The sequence below is a fragment of the Halobacillus sp. Cin3 genome, from assembly GCF_947311855.1.
GTDB classification, from domain to species: Bacteria; Bacillota; Bacilli; order Bacillales; family Halobacillaceae; genus Halobacillus; species Halobacillus kuroshimensis.
The window spans coordinates 215,902-232,905 of record NZ_CAMZMV010000003.1; the positions used below are offsets into that span (position 1 = coordinate 215,902).

Genomic DNA, 17,004 nt, shown 5'->3' on the forward strand with positions numbered 1-17,004 from the left:
ACAGGAGGGATAAACATGGAAGCGTGGATATGGTCGGCAAAGAAAATCGGTCTGATCGGGGGAGCCCTTGTTATTGCACTGGCCGCTTATTTTATCGGTTCATTTTTTTGGAAAGGCGCCGTCTCGACAACGACAGCCCCGGCAGGTGAAGAACCGCGGGTTGTCCAGCTTGTAACAGGGGAATTCAAGGCGGAAAAAGCGGATGGCACAGAAATTGAAGCCTACCGATGGGACCCTGGAACGATTTTTATTGAAAAGGGAGAGGATGTTCAATTATCCATTTATGGAGTGAATGGGAAAGAGCATCCTTTCTATATTGAAGGTACAGACATCAAAGGAATGGTGGAGCAGGGCAAGGAAACGGTGGTGGATTTGAAATTTGATAAGGAAGGCATCTACCGGCTGATCTGCACAACGCACGCAGGGATTGATACCGACGGACCTATGATTGCCTACATTGTCGTTGATTAAATCTGCAGGGAGGAGAATGGATGGTTACTCTTCTTGCAGGTTCCATTGTCCTGGGATTGTCCATAGCAGCGCCTGTCGGACCCATTAACATAGAAATTATCCGGAGAGGGCTGACCTTTGGTTTCTGGCCGGCGCTTTGTGTAGGGCTGGGGGGGATGTCTTCCGACTTACTGCTGATGTTTGTGATGTTTTTAGGAGCAGGCATGGTGCTGTCATGGTCTTGGGTGCAGATTACTTTAATGCTTCTTGGATGTTTGGTTTTAACGCATGCCGGCTGGACAAGCTTCCGTAAACCTGTCGTATCGGAATGGGACGCAGCGGAAGGAAACAGGAGAAGCAGGGGTGCCTCTTTGGTTTCCTATGCCCGCGGCGTGCTGATCGCCGGCACCAATCCCATGAATATTCTTTTCTGGGTAAGCATTTATGGATCTGTGCTAAGCGGTGCGCTGCAGAAAGAGGACGTCCTTCACTCTTTTTTGATCAGCTCCATGGTCTTTATTGGAATCGGATTATGGAACATGAATCTCGCTTTTATTGTCCATTTCAGCAGATCCATCATGACCTTTACCCTCCTGAAATGGATACAGAGAACGGCCGGTCTTGTTCTCCTTTATTATGGAGTGAAATTCGGATTTGAAGCATGTCTTCTCATTGGAAAGTCCGGGTGGCTGTAGTAGACGGATATATATAAACAGATCCTTAAGACTGCCGGGAAGGTTCCCGGCAGTTTTTTGATGGACGAAGCTTGTTCACCTCTCTTTGTGAACGGCTCTCCGGGAGTTCTTTGATTTGTCAAAGCTTCTTATGAAAGACGACCATGTCGATCCCGCGGATGCCGTTTTCATAGAACGGTTCCGGATAGGACAGGAAGAAGTCTTTTTTTATAGAATGAAAGCGGAAGCCGGCTTTCTGATAAAACAAGAGGTTTTCAATGCTGGAGTTGGATGTTCCGACGATCACATCTGTTTTTCGTTTGTTCCTGTAAAGGGCTTCAATCTTTTTAATCGCCGCTTTCCCGATCCCCTGCCTGCGAAAAGCTTCCTTTAAAGCAATATTCTTAATTTCGATTGTAGATTCATCCGGGGAGGTACACACACATCCCCCTGCTGTTCTGCCGTCTACTGTAATCGCATAGAAATCGCCCTCCTTCATATACGACCGGATCAGCTCTTCGCTTTCATCAGCCAGCAGAAGGACATCCATGTAAGCAGCGGGTTCCCTTTTATGTATCATCACTTCATCGTTCAAGTATATCTGCTCCTCTCTACGAACATGCTGAGCATATGATAACATAAGACTAGCAGATCAAATTCTGAAATCTATCACTTTTCAGATAAGGAGTCGTGGATGATGGAGCAACGAGAAAAGGTTTATGACTTAATCGGTGTAGGGGTAGGACCATTCAATCTCAGTTTAGCAGCACTTTCTGAGCCGCTTGAAGATGTAGAGGCCCTGTTTTTTGAAAAACAGCCCGCCTTTGAATGGCACCCAGGCATGTTGATCGAAGGGACGAAAATGCAGGTCCCGTTTCTCGCCGACTTAGTAACGATGGCGGATCCGACAAATCCATACAGCTTTTTGAATTACATCAATAAAAATGGTCGGATGTATCCTTTTTATTTTCTGCAGCGCTTGGATATCCCGAGGAGGGAGTATAACGATTACTGCCAATGGGCGGCTGAACAGTTGACCAGCTGTGTGTTTGGAAAAGAGGTTGTGGGATTGACGCTTGAGGAAGAAAAGTCGTTGTATGCGGTTGAAGTCCGGGATGTAGGAACACAGGAAATCCGCACGTATTTCGCAGAAAATCTCGTGCTCGGCACAGGCAGTGTCCCTGTGATGCCGGCCTCGTTCCGAAAAGTGGAGGGCGGAGGAGTTTTTCATACGTCAGAATTTCTATCACACTATGACGACTGCAGGAATGCGGAATCGATCACAGTTGTCGGTTCAGGACAGAGTGCTGCCGAAACGTTTCGTGAACTTCTGAAAGAGCAGAGGAGCGGGGGCTACCGGCTGGATTGGATCACCCGCTCTGCCGGTTTTGAATCGATGGAAGAATCAAAGTTGAGTCTGGAGCATTTTTCTCCGGATTATGTGGATTACTTTTATCAGCTTTCCCAAAAGCAGAAAGATGATATTTTTGCCGGACAGGGATTGTATTACAAAGGAATCAGCAATCATACCATTAATGATATCTATAATTTGTTATACGAGCATTCGGTCGGTCGGGAGACATTGAACGTCGGATTGAAAGTGCTCAGTGAAATCAATGGAGTAGAAAGAAATGAAGCGGGGGGTTATACCCTTGAAGGCCGTCATATTCAGAAGGATGAAACATTCAGCCATGATTCTGAAGTGATTATTGCAGCTACAGGTTATCAGCCGTATGTTCCGGACTTTGTCACGGAACTCACCGATCTATTGGTGTGGGACGATGAGGGTCGTTATAAAGTGACAGAGGATTACCGTCTGGTGCAGCAGAAACCGAACTCCAATCATATTTATGTCCACAGCGGCATTTCCCACACCCATGGCGTTGGTTCCACGAATCTCGGGTTGTCGGTACACCGGAATAAGGTGATTATTAACCACTTGACGAAGAGAAACGTCTATCCTCTGAATGAGACAAACGTTTTCCAAACCTTTGACGTCTAATAACCGAAACGATGTGGCACATGCTGGACCATTTCATTGTATAGACAACCCTGTGATTTCTGCTTTGGCTGTTATGATCCATACGGATGGTTTTCCGGTGAAGGGGAAGCACATTTTTTCGCACCTATGACTTTATAGGATAAGAGAGGAGTTTTTCTAGTCAACAGAAAAACTCCTCTTTTTCATTCCGTCAAACCTTTTATGTGGAAAGATCCTTACCTTTTCTTAGATAGGGAGGGGCATATAAGACTTTGATTGTGGTTTTTGTGTATAAATGTGTGTATATGTGAATAAAAACAGAAGTTTTCAGGGATAGGTGTCAGTTATGCACATGTGGATAACTATGAGCTTGAAAAGCTGGGTGGATTGCAACAACCGCAGTCTATGAGATTACGACTCTGTAAAATCGTCAGAATGTGGCAGCTGCCTATTGACAGATGACTTCTAAGGGTTAATAATATTGTAAATATACAGACCTTATCATATTTATACATAAAGGTGGTTTTTTCGTTGAAAGCAGGAATTGTAGGGGCGACAGGATACGGAGGCATGGAACTGTTCCGGATCCTCAGCACCCATCCGCAGATCAGTCAAATAACGCTGTACTCCTCATCAAGGGCAGGAGAAGTTTATGAGGAAATGTTTCCCCGGTTTGCAGGGGGGAGCCGACACGAATTACAGGATCTTGACCCTGAAAAGATGAAGGAAGAGCAGGATGTCCTGTTCCTGGCAGCACCCTCAGGAGTGTCGGCAGAACTTACACCTGAACTGCTTGGAGGAAAAGCTAAAATTATCGATGTATCCGGAGATCTGCGCCTGCGGGATCCTGAAGCTTATCAGCAATGGTACAAAAAGCCGCCGGCTCCTGTTGAAACCCTTCAGGAAGCTGTTTACGGACTTCCTGAATGGAATGCAGAAGCCATTCGTGCAGCCGGAGTGATCGCTAATCCGGGTTGTTACCCGACGGCTTCTCTGCTCGGACTCGGTCCAGTGATATCCGAAAACCTTGCTGACCCATCATCTATTGTCATCGATGCGAAATCGGGTGTTTCCGGAGCAGGTAAAAATGCCAATCCATTGACGCATTTCGCTCATGCCCAGGAAAATTTCCAGATTTATAAAGTGAATCAGCATCAGCATATCCCGGAGATTGAACAGCAGCTTTCTGTATGGAGTGGAGACACGCGTCCGGTGACGTTTTCCACCCATCTGGTTCCGATGACGAAAGGAATCATGGCTACGATCTATGTAACCTTAAAAGAAAAAAAGACAGCCGAAGAACTGCATTCTCTTTTTCTCAAATACTATGAATCCAAACCATTCGTCCGTGTGCGAAGGCCGGGAGATTTTCCAGCTACAAAAGACGTATACGGGTCCAATTATTGTGATATTGGTGTAACGGTCGACCTAAGAACGAACCGGGTGACCATCGTCAGTGTCATTGATAACCTAATGAAAGGTGCAGCCAGTCAGGCCGTTCAAAATATGAATCTATTATTCCAGCTTGACGAAAGAACAGGACTTGCGCCACATCCTGTCTATCCCTAACTAAAGAAGGAGAGAAATGATTTGATACAAGTGGATAAATCAAAGCAGATGGAAAAAGTAACGGGAGGCTCCATTTTGTCTCCAAAAGGGTACCGTGCAGGCGGGATTCACAGCGGCCTCCGCTACCGTAAAAAAGACTTTGCCCTTCTGCTCAGTGAAACACCAGCTTCTGCTGCAGCCGTTTATACACAGAGTCATTTCCAGGCTCCTCCATTGAAGGTGACTCAAGAGAGTGTCAATGAAGAAGGAAAACTCCAGGGGGTTGTCATTAACAGTGCCGTAGCGAACGCCTGTACAGGAGAAGAAGGTTTGCAGAACGCCTATGAAATGAGAAAAATGATCGCCGGACGCTTTGGTCTGCCTGAACATTTCGTAGCCGTCGCTTCAACAGGTGTAATTGGACAGCAGCTTCCTATGGAGAAAATATCCTACGGGTGTGAAACCGTTGAAGTATCGGAAGAGGGGTACAGCGATTTTCAACAGGCGATTTTAACGACAGATACCTGTCAGAAATCTGCTTGCTACCAGGTAGTCATTGATGGGAAAACCGTGACCATCGGCGGCGCGTCCAAGGGTTCAGGGATGATTCACCCGAATATGGCGACAATGCTTGGTTTCATTACGACCGATGCGGCTATTGAACCAGCAGCGCTCCAACGCGCTCTCGGCCAATCGATAGATAAATCGTTCAATCAGATTACTGTGGACGGGGAAACCTCCACGAATGATATGGTTTTGACTCTTGCCAACGGCCATGCGGATAATGAACCGCTTGATGAGGATCACGAAGACTGGGATGCATTCCAAACGACCCTTCAGCTGGTGTGCGAGGATCTGGCCAAGCAGATCGCTAAAGACGGGGAAGGGGCTACCAAGCTCATCGAAGTGAACGTTTCCGGTGCTCGTTCAGATGAAGAGGCACGGATCATTGCCAAAAAGGTAGTCGGCTCAAGTCTTGTGAAGACGGCCGTCTACGGGCTGGATGCCAACTGGGGTCGGATTGTCGGTGCGATTGGTCACAGTGAAGCTGAAGTGAACGCGGAAGCGTGTGACATTTACATTGAGGATCAGCTCGTCTTCAGCAAAGGGACGCCGTGTCCGTTTTCAGAAGAGCAGGCAACGGAGGACCTGGACAATGAAGAAGTGCATATTTCCATCCATCTTGGTGAAGGGTATGGAGCTGGAACGGCCTGGGGGTGTGACTTAACGTATGACTACGTCAAAATCAACGCCAGCTACCGAACATAAACCAACCATTGTCATCAAACTCGGCGGCAGTATGCTCGATAAGCTGACAGACGATTTTTATGACAGTTTCCAGGAACTCCTTACCCATTACCGCTGCATCATCGTGCACGGTGGAGGACCTGCTATCAGACGGCTGCTTGATCGTCTGCAGATCAAAGGGGAGTTTATTGAAGGATTGAGGAAAACGACAGCAGATACGATGGAAGCTGTTGAGATGGCCCTTGGTGGTACCGTGAGCAGTCAAATTACAGGAAGACTTTCCGGACGAGGGGTAAAAGCTCTCGGTGTGAAAGGCTCTGAAGCCGAATTGTTGACCGCTGACTTTGTGGACGAAGCGCAGCTTGGTTTCGTTGGAAAAGTTAAAGAGGTCGATCCATCCGTGCTCGATCACCTGCTTGAGGGTGGATACGTACCGGTCGTCGCTCCATTTGGAAAAACGACAGACGGACGCACGGTAAACATCAATGCCGATACCGCCGCCGCCGCAGTAGCAAGAGCTGTTCAAGCAGAAAAGCTCCTCTTTGTCACAGATGTTCCCGGTATTTTAGTCGATGGGAAGCTGGTTGAGGGTACGACCCCGGAGGAAATTAATCAGTACATCCAGGAAGGTATCATTTATGGGGGGATGATTCCAAAGGTGCAGTCCGCCGTCGAAGCCTTATCCGACCGGCTTCAGGAAGTGTGGATTGTAAGCGGCGGGGATCGTCTTGTACAGGGCAGCCAACTGAAAGGAACCTCCATCCGTTCTGGCCGAAAGGAGACCGTATTATGAGTTTATTTCCGACATATAACCGTTTTCCGTTAACGATTGTATCTGGAGAAGGTACAAAAGTGACGGACGATCAAGGAAAGGAATACCTCGATTTTGTATCAGGGATCGCTGTCTGTAATCTCGGACACCGTCCACCGAAGGTCCAGGAAGCCCTTCAGAAGCAGCTCGATCAGGTATGGCACGTATCCAACCTCTACGAAATTCCTGCTCAGCGGAAAGCAGCGGAGCTTTTATGTAAAGGATCCGGTCTGGATTATGCATTCTTCTGCAACAGCGGGGCGGAAGCTAATGAAGCGGCTATTAAGCTGGCTCGAAAGCATACAGGAAGAGAAAAGATTATTTCCTTCAAACAGTCCTTCCATGGACGGACCTTTGCGACGATGAGTGCAACAGGCCAGGCGAAAATTCAGGAAGGGTTCGGAAGTCTGCTGCAGACGTTCGAATACTTTCCTTACAATGACAAGGAAGCCATTGAGCGCGTTCATGATGGTTCTGTTGCCGCCATTATGGTTGAGGTGATTCAAGGAGAAGGGGGCGTCATCCCCGGTACGACAGAATTTCTGCAGGCGGTTGAAGCCAAGTGCGACGAACTCGGAGCACTCATGATCATTGATGAAGTACAGACAGGGATCGGCAGGACAGGAAAACCGTTCGCCTACCAGCATCATGGTCTGAATCCGGATATCGTAACGACAGCGAAAGGGCTTGGCAGTGGGTTTCCTGTCGGGGCCATGATTGGAAAAGAAGAACTGGCCCCTTCCTTTTCAGCCGGGTCCCACGGCTCTACATTTGGCGGAAATCCGCTGGCTTCTGCCGCTGTGCAGGCGACGCTGGAAGAGATTTTTGTTTCTTCCTTCTTAACCGACGTAGAGGAAAAGGGGCACACGTTCGTTCAAGCGCTCCAAGAAGAGCTTAGCTCTCTAAACAGCGTCAAGGATATCCGTGGAAAAGGATTGATGATCGGAGTGGAGGTGGACACGCCGGCCATTGAGCTCGTCCACTCCCTCAGAGGCAGAGGACTGCTGGCTGTTGTAGCCGGACCGAATGTCCTGAGACTGCTTCCGCCATTAACGGTGGAAACGGAGGAACTACAGCGGGCTGCCGCTTTGATCAAGGCATCCCTTGTGGAACAGGAAAAAAACCTGCAGAACGCCTAAAAGATAAGACGGTGACTTTTAAGCACCGTCTTTTCCAGACACTCAATGTATAAAAATTCAGTATATATAATAAATATTCATTCAGCGAGGTGAAGGTCATGAAAAGTTACCTACATTTACAAGACGGCCGGACATTTACAGGAAAGGCTTCTTCGACGTTACAAGAACCCATGCAGGGGGAGATTGTTTTCTTTACCGGAATGACCGGATATCAGGAAGTTCTCACAGATCCCTCCTACAAAGATCAGATTGTCGTTTTCACGTATCCACTCATTGGTAACTACGGCATTAATGATACGGATGAAGAAAGCAGCGAAATTCAAGTGAGCGGAGTGGTCATGTACCAATGCACACAGCAGCCTTCTCACTTCCAGTCGACCCAGTCGCTCGGGGCGTATTTGGATGGGCAGCAGGTGCCCTATCTCACGGGCGTAGATACAAGGGAAGTTACGAAAGCGATACGGGCTCATGGGACACAACAGGCGGTCATGAGTCATCAGAATCATCACGACTTTTCCGAACCGTCTGATCAGCAGATATTCGCTGTACAGGGGGAGACGGTAGAGACGTATGGTGAAGGAAGTCTTCATGTCGCTTTAATCGATTTTGGCTGGAAAAAATCCATCCTGCAGGCTTTGCTGAAGCGCCAAGTGAAAGTTTCGGTTATTCCTTTTACACAGGTTGAAGCGGTTCATAAGGTGAAACCAGATGCCATTATTTTGTCCAACGGTCCTGGAGACCCGAAAGATGCTTTACCGAAGATTGAACAGATCAAATTCGTTCTCGACGAGTATCCGTCCTTCGGAATCTGCATGGGACATCAGGTTATTGCACTGGCCTACGGAGCGGATACGGAGAAGCTTCCATTTGGTCACCGCGGTGCCAATCACCCTGTCAAAGACGCCGTAACAGGGAAGGTTTTTCTAACGTCCCAGAATCATAACTACGTTGTGAAAAAAGACAGTTTATCAAAGACGCCGCTGTCAGAGCGTTTCTTTAATGTGAATGATCGTTCGATTGAAGGGTTGATGCATGATTCAGGACAGTTGATGTCGGCTCAGTTCCACCCTGAAGCCCACCCTGGTCCACAGGATGCGGAATGGTTGTTTGATGACTTCATTAGTCTTGTAGGCAGCAAAGGAGTGAAGGAACATGTCTAAAGTATTGGTTATCGGATCAGGTCCGATCATGATCGGTCAAGCCGCAGAGTTTGATTATTCCGGAACACAGGGATGTCTGGCGCTGAAAGAAGAAGGTCATGAAGTCATCCTCGTCAACAATAACCCGGCGACCATTATGACGGATTATGATGTTGCGGATAAAGTCTACTGCGAACCACTGACAGTAGCGAGTCTGGAAAAAATCATTGCGATGGAGCGCCCGGATTCCCTTTTAGCGGGACTGGGAGGGCAGACGGCACTGAACCTCGCCGTCGAACTGGAAAAGGAAGAAGTGTTGAAAAAATATGACCTCACCCTCCTGGGGACAGGAATCTCCTCGATTATGCAGGGAGAAGACCGTGAATTGTTCCGTGCCTTGATGAACGACCTTGATCAGCCGGTACCGGAAAGTGAGGTCATCACTACGACGGAACAGGCGCGCGTGTTCGCTGCGGAGGTCGGTTATCCAATCATCAGCCGCCCGGCCTACACCCTTGGGGGACGCGGTGGTGGAATCGTTCACGATGAGGCAGACCTGGATGAATTGATAGCTACAGGTTTAAAGGCGAGTCCGATTCATCAGGTCATCGTCGAAAAAAGCATTGCCGGCTTTAAAGAAATCGAATATGAAATCATGCGGGACCATAAGGGGACGTGTATTTCGGTTTGCAACATGGAAAACTTCGATCCCGTCGGTGTGCATACGGGGGATTCCATCGTCGTCGCGCCTTCTCAATCTTTGACAGATGATGACTATCAAATGCTTCGTTCCGCTTCAATAAAAATCGTATCAGCGCTTGAAGTCATTGGAGGATGCAATGTCCAGCTGGCCCTCGATCCTGTAAGCAAGCAGTATTACGTCATTGAAGTCAATCCGCGTGTCAGCCGCTCCTCCGCCCTTGCTTCAAAGGCGACGGGCTACCCGATTGCTAAAATGGCTGCCAAGATTGCACTTGGATACACACTGGATGAGCTGGAGAATCCATTAACAGGATATACGTACGCAAGTTTCGAGCCTGCTCTTGACTATGTTGTCGTCAAATTCCCAAGATGGCCGTTTGATAAGTTTCCACAGGCGGACCGTTCGCTTGGTACAAAAATGCGGGCGACCGGCGAAGTGATGGCGATCGACCGCACGATGGAGGGAGCGTTCCAGAAGGCTGTACAATCGCTCGATACGAAAATTCCTGAAGTGGACAATCATTGGTACCATCTGCACCAGCCGACGGACCTGCGCTTTTTTGCCATCTATGACTTGATTCGGAAAGGGACGTCGATGGATAAAATCCATCAGGAGACACAAATCGATCCTTTGTTCCTTCAAGTCATCCGTCATTTAGTCGATACAGAAATGGCTCTTGGTACGGAAGGACTGTCACAGCCGCTGCTTCATCAGGCAAAAGTCTACGGGTTTTTGGACGACCATATCGCAGCACTCGCCGGGTGCACAACAGCCGATGTGGAAGAGGCACGCAGAGAGTATGATATCCAGCGTTCCTTTAAACTTGTCGATACATGTGCGGCCGAATTTGAAGCCGCAACAAACTACGTATACAGTACTTTTGCCGGTATGAATGAAATTGCACCGCTTCCTTCAAAAGGGAAGAAGGCGTTGATTCTTGGTTCCGGGCCCATTCGAATTGGTCAGGGTGTTGAATTCGACTACAGTGCAGTTAAGGCGATTGAAAGCCTTCAGAAGCAGGGATGGACGACGATCATGATCAATAATAATCCGGAAACGGTCAGTACCGATTATGAAACCGCCGACCGCCTTTATTTTGAACCGATCCAAAAAGAAATCATCGCTTCCATTGTGGAACACGAAAGCATTGATCTTGTCTTCCCACAGTTTGGAGGACAGACGGCGATTAATCTGGCCGAAGACTTGGAGAAAGCGGGCCTTCCGTTAGCTGGGGTCCGCGCCGATGTGCTTGATGCCCTGGAGGACCGTGATAAATTTTACGCAGCGCTGAAAAAACTCGGTATCCCGCATGTGGCCGGAACGACCTGTCATTCCAAGCAAGAAGCGCTGGAAGCTGCGGATTCTTATACCTTCCCGCTTCTCTGCCGCCCCTCGTATGTCATTGGTGGTCAGGGAATGGTCATTGTACAGGATAAACAGGAGCTGGAGCAGGCGCTCGCTGAATCGGATGATCGTCATTATCCGATCGTATTGGACTCTCTGCTTCAAGGGGCGGAAGTAGAGGTGGATCTCGTGTCGGACGGCCATTCGATCTACCTGCCGGACATCATCGAACATATCGAACCTGGTGGAGTTCATTCAGGCGACAGTATGGCTGTATTTCCATCCACACTGACAGATTCATTGAAGCAGAAAATCCGCACGTATAGTGAAAAAATTGCGGTGGAATTCACCTATTGCGGCTTAATGAACATTCAATTTCTCATTCAGCAGGATGACGTGTACGTTCTGGAAGTCAATCCGCGGGCAAGCCGTACGGTTCCGATCGTCAGTAAGGTCGCAGATATCCCGATGGTGGACTGGGCCGTCCGGATCCTGACCGACGACGCTGAATTCAGTCTATCCCAACAGCCGGATCCCATTTTTCAGGAGACAGCTGTCAAATATCCGCTTTTCTCCTCTTATGCCATGACGGACCTGGATCATAAGCTTGGCCCGAACATGAAATCGACGGGTGAAGGCATGTGTCTAGGCAAAACGGTCGAAGAAGCTCTTGCCAAGGTATTCGCTCACCTCCCTGATCTGTATGACGTGAAGGAAGCGTGTTTAGTGGAACTGGAAGGAAGACACGTCCCGGAAGCTTCTGACCTGCCATTCGAGGAATGGATTACGAAAGAAGATGCTGCTGTTTATGTCAATGACCAATCGGGTGAGGAAGCAGAAAAACGCAGAATTACAGCTGTCAAAAACGGCCTGACCGTCATGAGCGAGGCAGCGACCTTTTATGCGTATGTAAAAGGATTGGAATGCAAAGATCCTGTCCCTGTCCCTCTGCCGCAACAATCCCTAGAAGGAGTGAAATCCCTATGAATTTAATGGAACAAATGCACGCAGCCAATGAATCCCTGCACGGCCGTCACCTGCTGACGTGGCTTGATTATACCCAGTCGGATGTCTCCCGGCTTCTGGCGGCCGCCCAGTATGTGAAGGAGAATCCTTACTCGCAGTCCATGAAAGGGAAGACGCTCGGCATGATCTTTGAGAAATCTTCCACAAGAACCCGGGTGTCCTTCGAAGTCGGAATGGTCCAGATGGGAGGGCACGCCCTTTACTTGAATTCAAGGGATATTCAAATCGGTCGTGGTGAAACGATTGCCGATACGGCACAGGTTCTGTCAGGGTATGTGGATGCGCTTATGTACCGGACCACCTCCCATGAGAAACTCGAGGAACTGGCTGCCCATGCTTCTGTCCCTGTCATCAACGGGTTGTGTGATCGCTACCATCCGTGTCAGGCTCTTGCGGATATCTTTACGATTCTTGAAATCAAGGGCCGTCTCTCTGGATTGAAAGTGGTCTATATCGGCGATGGCAACAATGTGGCCCACTCCTTGATGATCCTATCCGCTATGGTGGGGATGGAAGTGGTCATCTGTACACCGGAAGGCTATGAACCGGACACGGAGCTGACAGAACGGGCCCGCGGGCTTGCCGGCAAATATGACGGGAAAGTGACGATCGAATCCGACCCCACGCGTGCCTCATGGAAGGCTGATGTCATTTATACAGATGTCTGGGCGAGTATGGGGCAGGAGGACGAAGCGGAGGCCCGCCTTCGGGACTTCAACGGTTACCAGGTCAATGGTGCATTGTTGGAGCAGGCGGCTGACGATGTGACCTTCCTCCACTGTCTTCCTGCCCACCGGGGAGAGGAAGTGACGGCCGACGTCATTGATGGAACCCATTCGGTCGTTTTTCAACAGGCTGAAAATCGTATGCACGTGCAGAAGGCTGTTCTCCAGGCGGTTATCGGCTGGAAATAAAAGTGACATAAATGCTCCTCCCTCCACCGTAAGATAAAGGAATGGAACTTTATACTTTATCTTACGCCAGGGTGCATAAAAAGATAGTCGAATGGCTGCGAATATCATCGAACGCGATATTTCTACAAGGGATTACAAGGTTTCATGTGGAAGTAGTCAAAGAGAGATCAAAATCAAAAGGAGTGGCCATGCAATGAGTGAGCAAGTGACAACAGCAGTGGAACCCAAGGTCGTTCAAAAGCCCCATTTCAAGGTGGTCGGTGTCTCTTGTCAAACGATGATGGATGAACGGTCCATCAAGGTGCCGAGGCTGATGGAGCAGTTTCATACGATGAAACTGCCGAAAGTGAAGAACCGTGTCCACGCCCCCCGTTCGATCGGAATGTTTGTAGACCCTCCGAATTGGAATGAATCCAGAGATGCTTTTTATTGGATTGCTGCCGTGGAAGTCGAGAGTTTTGAAAAGATTCCACAGGATATGATTACAAAAACCGTCCCTGCTCACACGTACGCCATGATCGATTATGACCCTTCTATTCACGACTTTGACCCGTATACGTTTCTTCATCAATGGATTGTAGAAAATGGATATCAGCAGGTGGAAGGATTCGGCTTTGAGGAGTATCATCCTTACACAGGACAGGAAACAAGATACTGTCTCTATCTGCCAATCAAATGAGACTCTGAAAAAAGGAGCTGATCTGTTTAAGCGGATCAGCTCCTTTTTTGTGCTTCAGTGTTCAAGTAAGGAAGAAGGAAAGCATGAAATAGAGAACAGCGGCAGCACCGGCGGCAATGAGAGCGGGCCGGAGCTTGAACCGGGCGTACTTCATAGGATTCAAATCCAGAATTCCGGCCGTCGTATTCGTATCGTCACTTAAAGGAGAAGCGAAAGCTCCGAACGTACCACTTGCAAAAACAGCTCCGATTACCATAGGAAGGGAACTGTCGGCGACAGCTGCAATGGATACTCCGACAGGCATCAGGATGCCCCAAGTCCCCCAGGAGGACCCGATGAAGTAGGAGATGCCGCAGCCTGCAATAAAAGTAATCACGGCGACAAATCCTGCAGGGACCCAGGAAAAGGAGGAGGAGATCGTCTCCGCAAAACCAAGCGCTTCCGATCCGGTGCTCAGCCCCCATACCATCGCAAGGAGAAGGATGACGCCCATCATATCATTCCCGCCGGCAATTAAGCTGTCCATCATTTTTTTCAAGGGTTCCGACCGCAGCTTCAGGTAGATGACAAAGGCTGTTAACGTAAGCACAACCGCAAGGACCATGGCATCAAGCACATTGGCGTTGATCAGAGCATCGATTCCTTGGCGTCCGGCTTGAACGCCGAGACTGTACATGAGTAGAAAAGTCAGGAGAATGACGCTGATCAAAGGGACAATCAAATGCCACGGTTTGGCAGGAAGATCTTTCGTTACGGCCGGGTGGCAGTCCTCCCAATGATCATCCTCCGTCTGCTCCCCATGATTTTCAGCATCGGTGGCAGGCGTCTTATTTTTGTGGAAGAAACTCAGATAGAAGCCTACCCCGAGCATTGCAAAAGCGAAAAAGTTGTAGGGAATGCTTTGGATGTAAAGGCTGTAGGAGTCTCCCTCCAGTCCTGCCTGTTTAAGTGATAATTCGATGACGGAGGTCATGTAGCCGACGAAGGCTGTAGCAATCGGAATCAGGACGACGAGGGGGGAAGCGGTCGTCTCGATGACAAATCCAAGCTCCTGTTTCGTCATAGGGATGGATTTTCTCAGCGCTTTCATGACAGGTCCAATCGTGACGATCCGGAAGCTTGGGGCGCTGAAGGTTCCGACAGAGGAAATCCAGGTCAGCATGAAAGCTCCCCGCTTATGTTCAATCCGTTCGGCCGCCTCCTGCACAAACCCTTTAATCCCGCCGGACATTTTAATCAGACCGATCAAAGCAGAAAAAGCATATAAAAACAGGATGATTTTAATGTTGCTTTCATCCTTCAGGCCGTCAATAATAAAACCGAGAGCCGTCAACATCCCTCCAAGCCAGTGGAAATCCATAATATATCCGGCAACAACAACCGCGAAGAGGAGACTTGGAACGACCTGCCTGGTCCATATGGCTGCGAAGATGACAACGATAAATGGAAGGACGGATAACCAGTCCATAATCGGTCCCCCTTTCATACCTCTATTTTTCGTAGGTTGTGTGTTTCCGCACGTGTTATACCTCCAGGATCGGGAGAAATGGAATCATCATCTGGAAAAAGGGGGAAGGGCCTTTTGTGGAGAATAGGAAAAGGAGAGAGAGGAGGAAGACTATGAGTTTTATGACCCAGACGGTCCTGATTGAACGGCCGGTAGAAGAAGTATTCCAAGCTGCCGTGGATTTTTCCAACAGTCCGCAGATTATGGAAGCAGTCGTTGCGGTGGAACTGCTGAGTGATGGCCCTGTAAGAGAAGGGTATAAATTCAAAGAGACGAGAGAGATTAGAGGCAGGAAGGTCTCGGCGGTCATTGAGGTCACCGCCTTGGAAGAAAACCGGTCGTATTCGGTGAAGAGTGTGCAGAGTGGTCTTGACCTTCGTTACCATTATCAGTTTGAACCGGCACCGGGAGGAACGAAGGTGGTCTTCAAGGGTGAATTGTTCACACAGGGACTGCGCAATACGCTGACCCGCCCGTTAATCAAACAGATCATAAAAAAAGAAGATCAGGATCACCTGCAGCACTTGAAGAAGTTTATCGAATCTTAAACCCAATCATGCTATACTGGAAGTAAGCTGTGGATCACACATGAAGGCCTCTCCATCAAACGAAATGGGAAGAGGCCTATTTTTTATACCGTGGATCATATACTATGTTTTTCAGATAGAAAGGAACGAATAAATCATGACAGATAAACAACAGGAATGGCTGGAGAGCTTATCTTCCTCTACGAAACAGGCATGGGAGGAATCCGGCTTTGATTCGTGGACAGCTGTGCAGGAAGCGTCTCTTCCTCCTATTTCAGCGGAGGAGGATGTGCTGGCAGAAGCACCGACAGGAAGTGGGAAAACCCTTGCCTATCTTCTTCCACTGATTGAGAAAATCGACAGCAGCCAAAAGCATACCCAGGTCCTGCTCCTTGCTTCTTCCCATGAGCTGGTGATGCAGATCCACCAGGAAATTCAAAAGTGGACGAAGGGAAGCGGGATTACGAGCACAACGTTGATTGGCGGGGCAAATGTGAAACGTCAAATCGATAAATTGAAAAAGAAACCACATATGGTGGCAGGGACGCCGGGGCGTGTCCATGAGCTCATCCAGAAAAAGAAATTAAAAGCCCATGAAGTAAAGGCTGTCGTTCTTGATGAAGCGGATCAGCTTCTCGTCCCTGAACACAAAGAAACGATCAACCATATTTTAAAAAGCGTCCAGCGTGATACGCAGAAGCTGTTGTTCTCTGCGACTCTTCCAGATGAAGTCATCGACCTGGCGCAGACATTCATGGATGAGAATGCTGAAGTCATCCGCATTGATGAAGAGATGAAAAAGCCACAAGTGACCCACCATTATATCGTGAGTGAAGATCGGGAAAAAATTGAAATGGTCCGGAAGCTGGCCCACACCGAAGGGTTCACAGGACTAGCCTTCATGCAGGATATCGCCAAACTGAATGTGATGGCTGAAAAACTGGTTTACAAAAAGCTGGACCTTGGTCTCCTTCACAGTGATGCGAAAAAAGAGCAGCGAGCAAAAGCGGTCAAGGAGTTCCGTAACGGGACTTATCCATTGTTGATGGCGACAGATGTGGCCGCGAGAGGACTGGATATCCACGAAATCAATCACGTCGTCAATCTGGATATTCCGAAGGACCCGAGCTCTTATGTGCATAGAGCAGGAAGGACCGGCCGCATCGGGGCAGTGGAAGGACGTGTCGTTTCCATCGTCAACCCTGTGGAAGAGAAGCGTTTGAAAAAGATGGCTAAAGACCTTGATATTCCGTTAGAGGAAAGTATCATCTATAAAGGCCGTCTGCAGACCCGGTAGCAGACAGCGGGACAGTT

15 protein-coding genes are annotated in these 17,004 nt (G+C 48.7%); 13 read left to right on the forward strand and 2 right to left on the reverse strand.

Going from position 1 to position 17,004, the window contains the following annotated elements:
• The first annotated feature begins 15 nt into the window (after positions 1-15).
• Together QMA39_RS11775 and QMA39_RS11780 are read left to right on the forward strand one after the other, a co-directional pair.
• Positions 16-471, forward strand: a complete 456-nt coding sequence (locus tag QMA39_RS11775) for a hypothetical protein (RefSeq protein WP_027956704.1) — start codon at positions 16-18, stop codon at positions 469-471.
• 20 nt (positions 472-491) lie between these two features.
• A complete protein-coding gene (locus QMA39_RS11780) occupies positions 492-1,145 on the forward strand; it encodes a LysE family translocator (RefSeq protein ID WP_281658845.1) in 654 nt (217 codons plus the stop codon).
• Positions 1,146-1,263: 118 nt separating this feature from the next.
• On the opposite strand, the gene QMA39_RS11785 is transcribed toward QMA39_RS11780, so the two are convergent.
• The gene (locus QMA39_RS11785) at positions 1,264-1,719 is read right to left on the reverse strand and encodes a GNAT family N-acetyltransferase (RefSeq protein WP_281658846.1); all 456 of its coding nucleotides are present in this window, start codon (positions 1,717-1,719) and stop codon (positions 1,264-1,266) included.
• 102 nt (positions 1,720-1,821) lie between these two features.
• On the opposite strand from QMA39_RS11785, the gene QMA39_RS11790 reads away from it, so the two are divergent.
• From QMA39_RS11790 to QMA39_RS11830, 9 genes are all read left to right on the forward strand, one after another.
• Entirely contained in the window at positions 1,822-3,126 is a 1,305-nt protein-coding gene (locus QMA39_RS11790) for a lysine N(6)-hydroxylase/L-ornithine N(5)-oxygenase family protein (RefSeq protein WP_281658847.1), read from the forward strand.
• A 510-nt stretch (positions 3,127-3,636) separates the two neighbouring features.
• On the forward strand, positions 3,637-4,674 hold the full coding sequence (gene argC, locus QMA39_RS11795) for an N-acetyl-gamma-glutamyl-phosphate reductase (protein ID WP_281658848.1): 1,038 nt from the start codon (positions 3,637-3,639) through the stop codon (positions 4,672-4,674).
• A gap of 21 nt (positions 4,675-4,695) precedes the next feature.
• Positions 4,696-5,922 carry a bifunctional ornithine acetyltransferase/N-acetylglutamate synthase gene (gene argJ / locus QMA39_RS11800; RefSeq protein ID WP_281658849.1) on the forward strand — a complete coding sequence of 409 codons (1,227 nt, stop codon included), beginning with the start codon at positions 4,696-4,698 and terminating at the stop codon, positions 5,920-5,922.
• Positions 5,885-6,694: an acetylglutamate kinase gene (argB, locus tag QMA39_RS11805; protein ID WP_281658850.1), complete on the forward strand. Its 810-nt coding sequence runs from the start codon at positions 5,885-5,887 to the stop codon at positions 6,692-6,694. The genes argJ and argB overlap by 38 nt, the downstream gene beginning before the upstream one ends.
• Entirely contained in the window at positions 6,691-7,851 is a 1,161-nt protein-coding gene (locus QMA39_RS11810; protein ID WP_281658851.1) for an acetylornithine transaminase, read from the forward strand. The genes argB and QMA39_RS11810 overlap by 4 nt, the downstream gene beginning before the upstream one ends.
• A 98-nt stretch (positions 7,852-7,949) precedes the next feature.
• Entirely contained in the window at positions 7,950-9,011 is a 1,062-nt protein-coding gene (locus QMA39_RS11815; protein WP_281658852.1) for a carbamoyl phosphate synthase small subunit, read from the forward strand.
• Complete coding sequence (locus QMA39_RS11820) at positions 9,004-12,024, forward strand: carbamoyl phosphate synthase large subunit (RefSeq protein ID WP_281658853.1); 3,021 nt, start codon at positions 9,004-9,006, stop codon at positions 12,022-12,024. Before QMA39_RS11815 ends, QMA39_RS11820 begins: the two co-directional genes overlap by 8 nt.
• A complete protein-coding gene (gene argF, locus QMA39_RS11825) occupies positions 12,021-12,977 on the forward strand; it encodes an ornithine carbamoyltransferase (protein WP_281658854.1) in 957 nt (318 codons plus the stop codon). The genes QMA39_RS11820 and argF overlap by 4 nt, the downstream gene beginning before the upstream one ends.
• Positions 12,978-13,170: 193 nt before the next feature.
• Entirely contained in the window at positions 13,171-13,656 is a 486-nt protein-coding gene (locus QMA39_RS11830) for a GyrI-like domain-containing protein (protein ID WP_027956694.1), read from the forward strand.
• A gap of 61 nt (positions 13,657-13,717) precedes the next feature.
• On the opposite strand, the gene QMA39_RS11835 is transcribed toward QMA39_RS11830, so the two are convergent.
• On the reverse strand, positions 13,718-15,124 hold the full coding sequence (locus tag QMA39_RS11835) for a Na+/H+ antiporter NhaC family protein (RefSeq protein WP_281658855.1): 1,407 nt from the start codon (positions 15,122-15,124) through the stop codon (positions 13,718-13,720).
• A 152-nt stretch (positions 15,125-15,276) separates the two neighbouring features.
• Between QMA39_RS11835 and QMA39_RS11840 the strand changes: the two genes are divergently transcribed.
• Both QMA39_RS11840 and QMA39_RS11845 read left to right on the forward strand, forming a co-directional pair.
• On the forward strand, positions 15,277-15,711 hold the full coding sequence (locus QMA39_RS11840) for an SRPBCC family protein (protein WP_027956692.1): 435 nt from the start codon (positions 15,277-15,279) through the stop codon (positions 15,709-15,711).
• Positions 15,712-15,847: 136 nt separating this feature from the next.
• Complete coding sequence (locus QMA39_RS11845; protein WP_281658856.1) at positions 15,848-16,987, forward strand: DEAD/DEAH box helicase; 1,140 nt, start codon at positions 15,848-15,850, stop codon at positions 16,985-16,987.
• Positions 16,988-17,004: the final 17 nt, after the last annotated feature.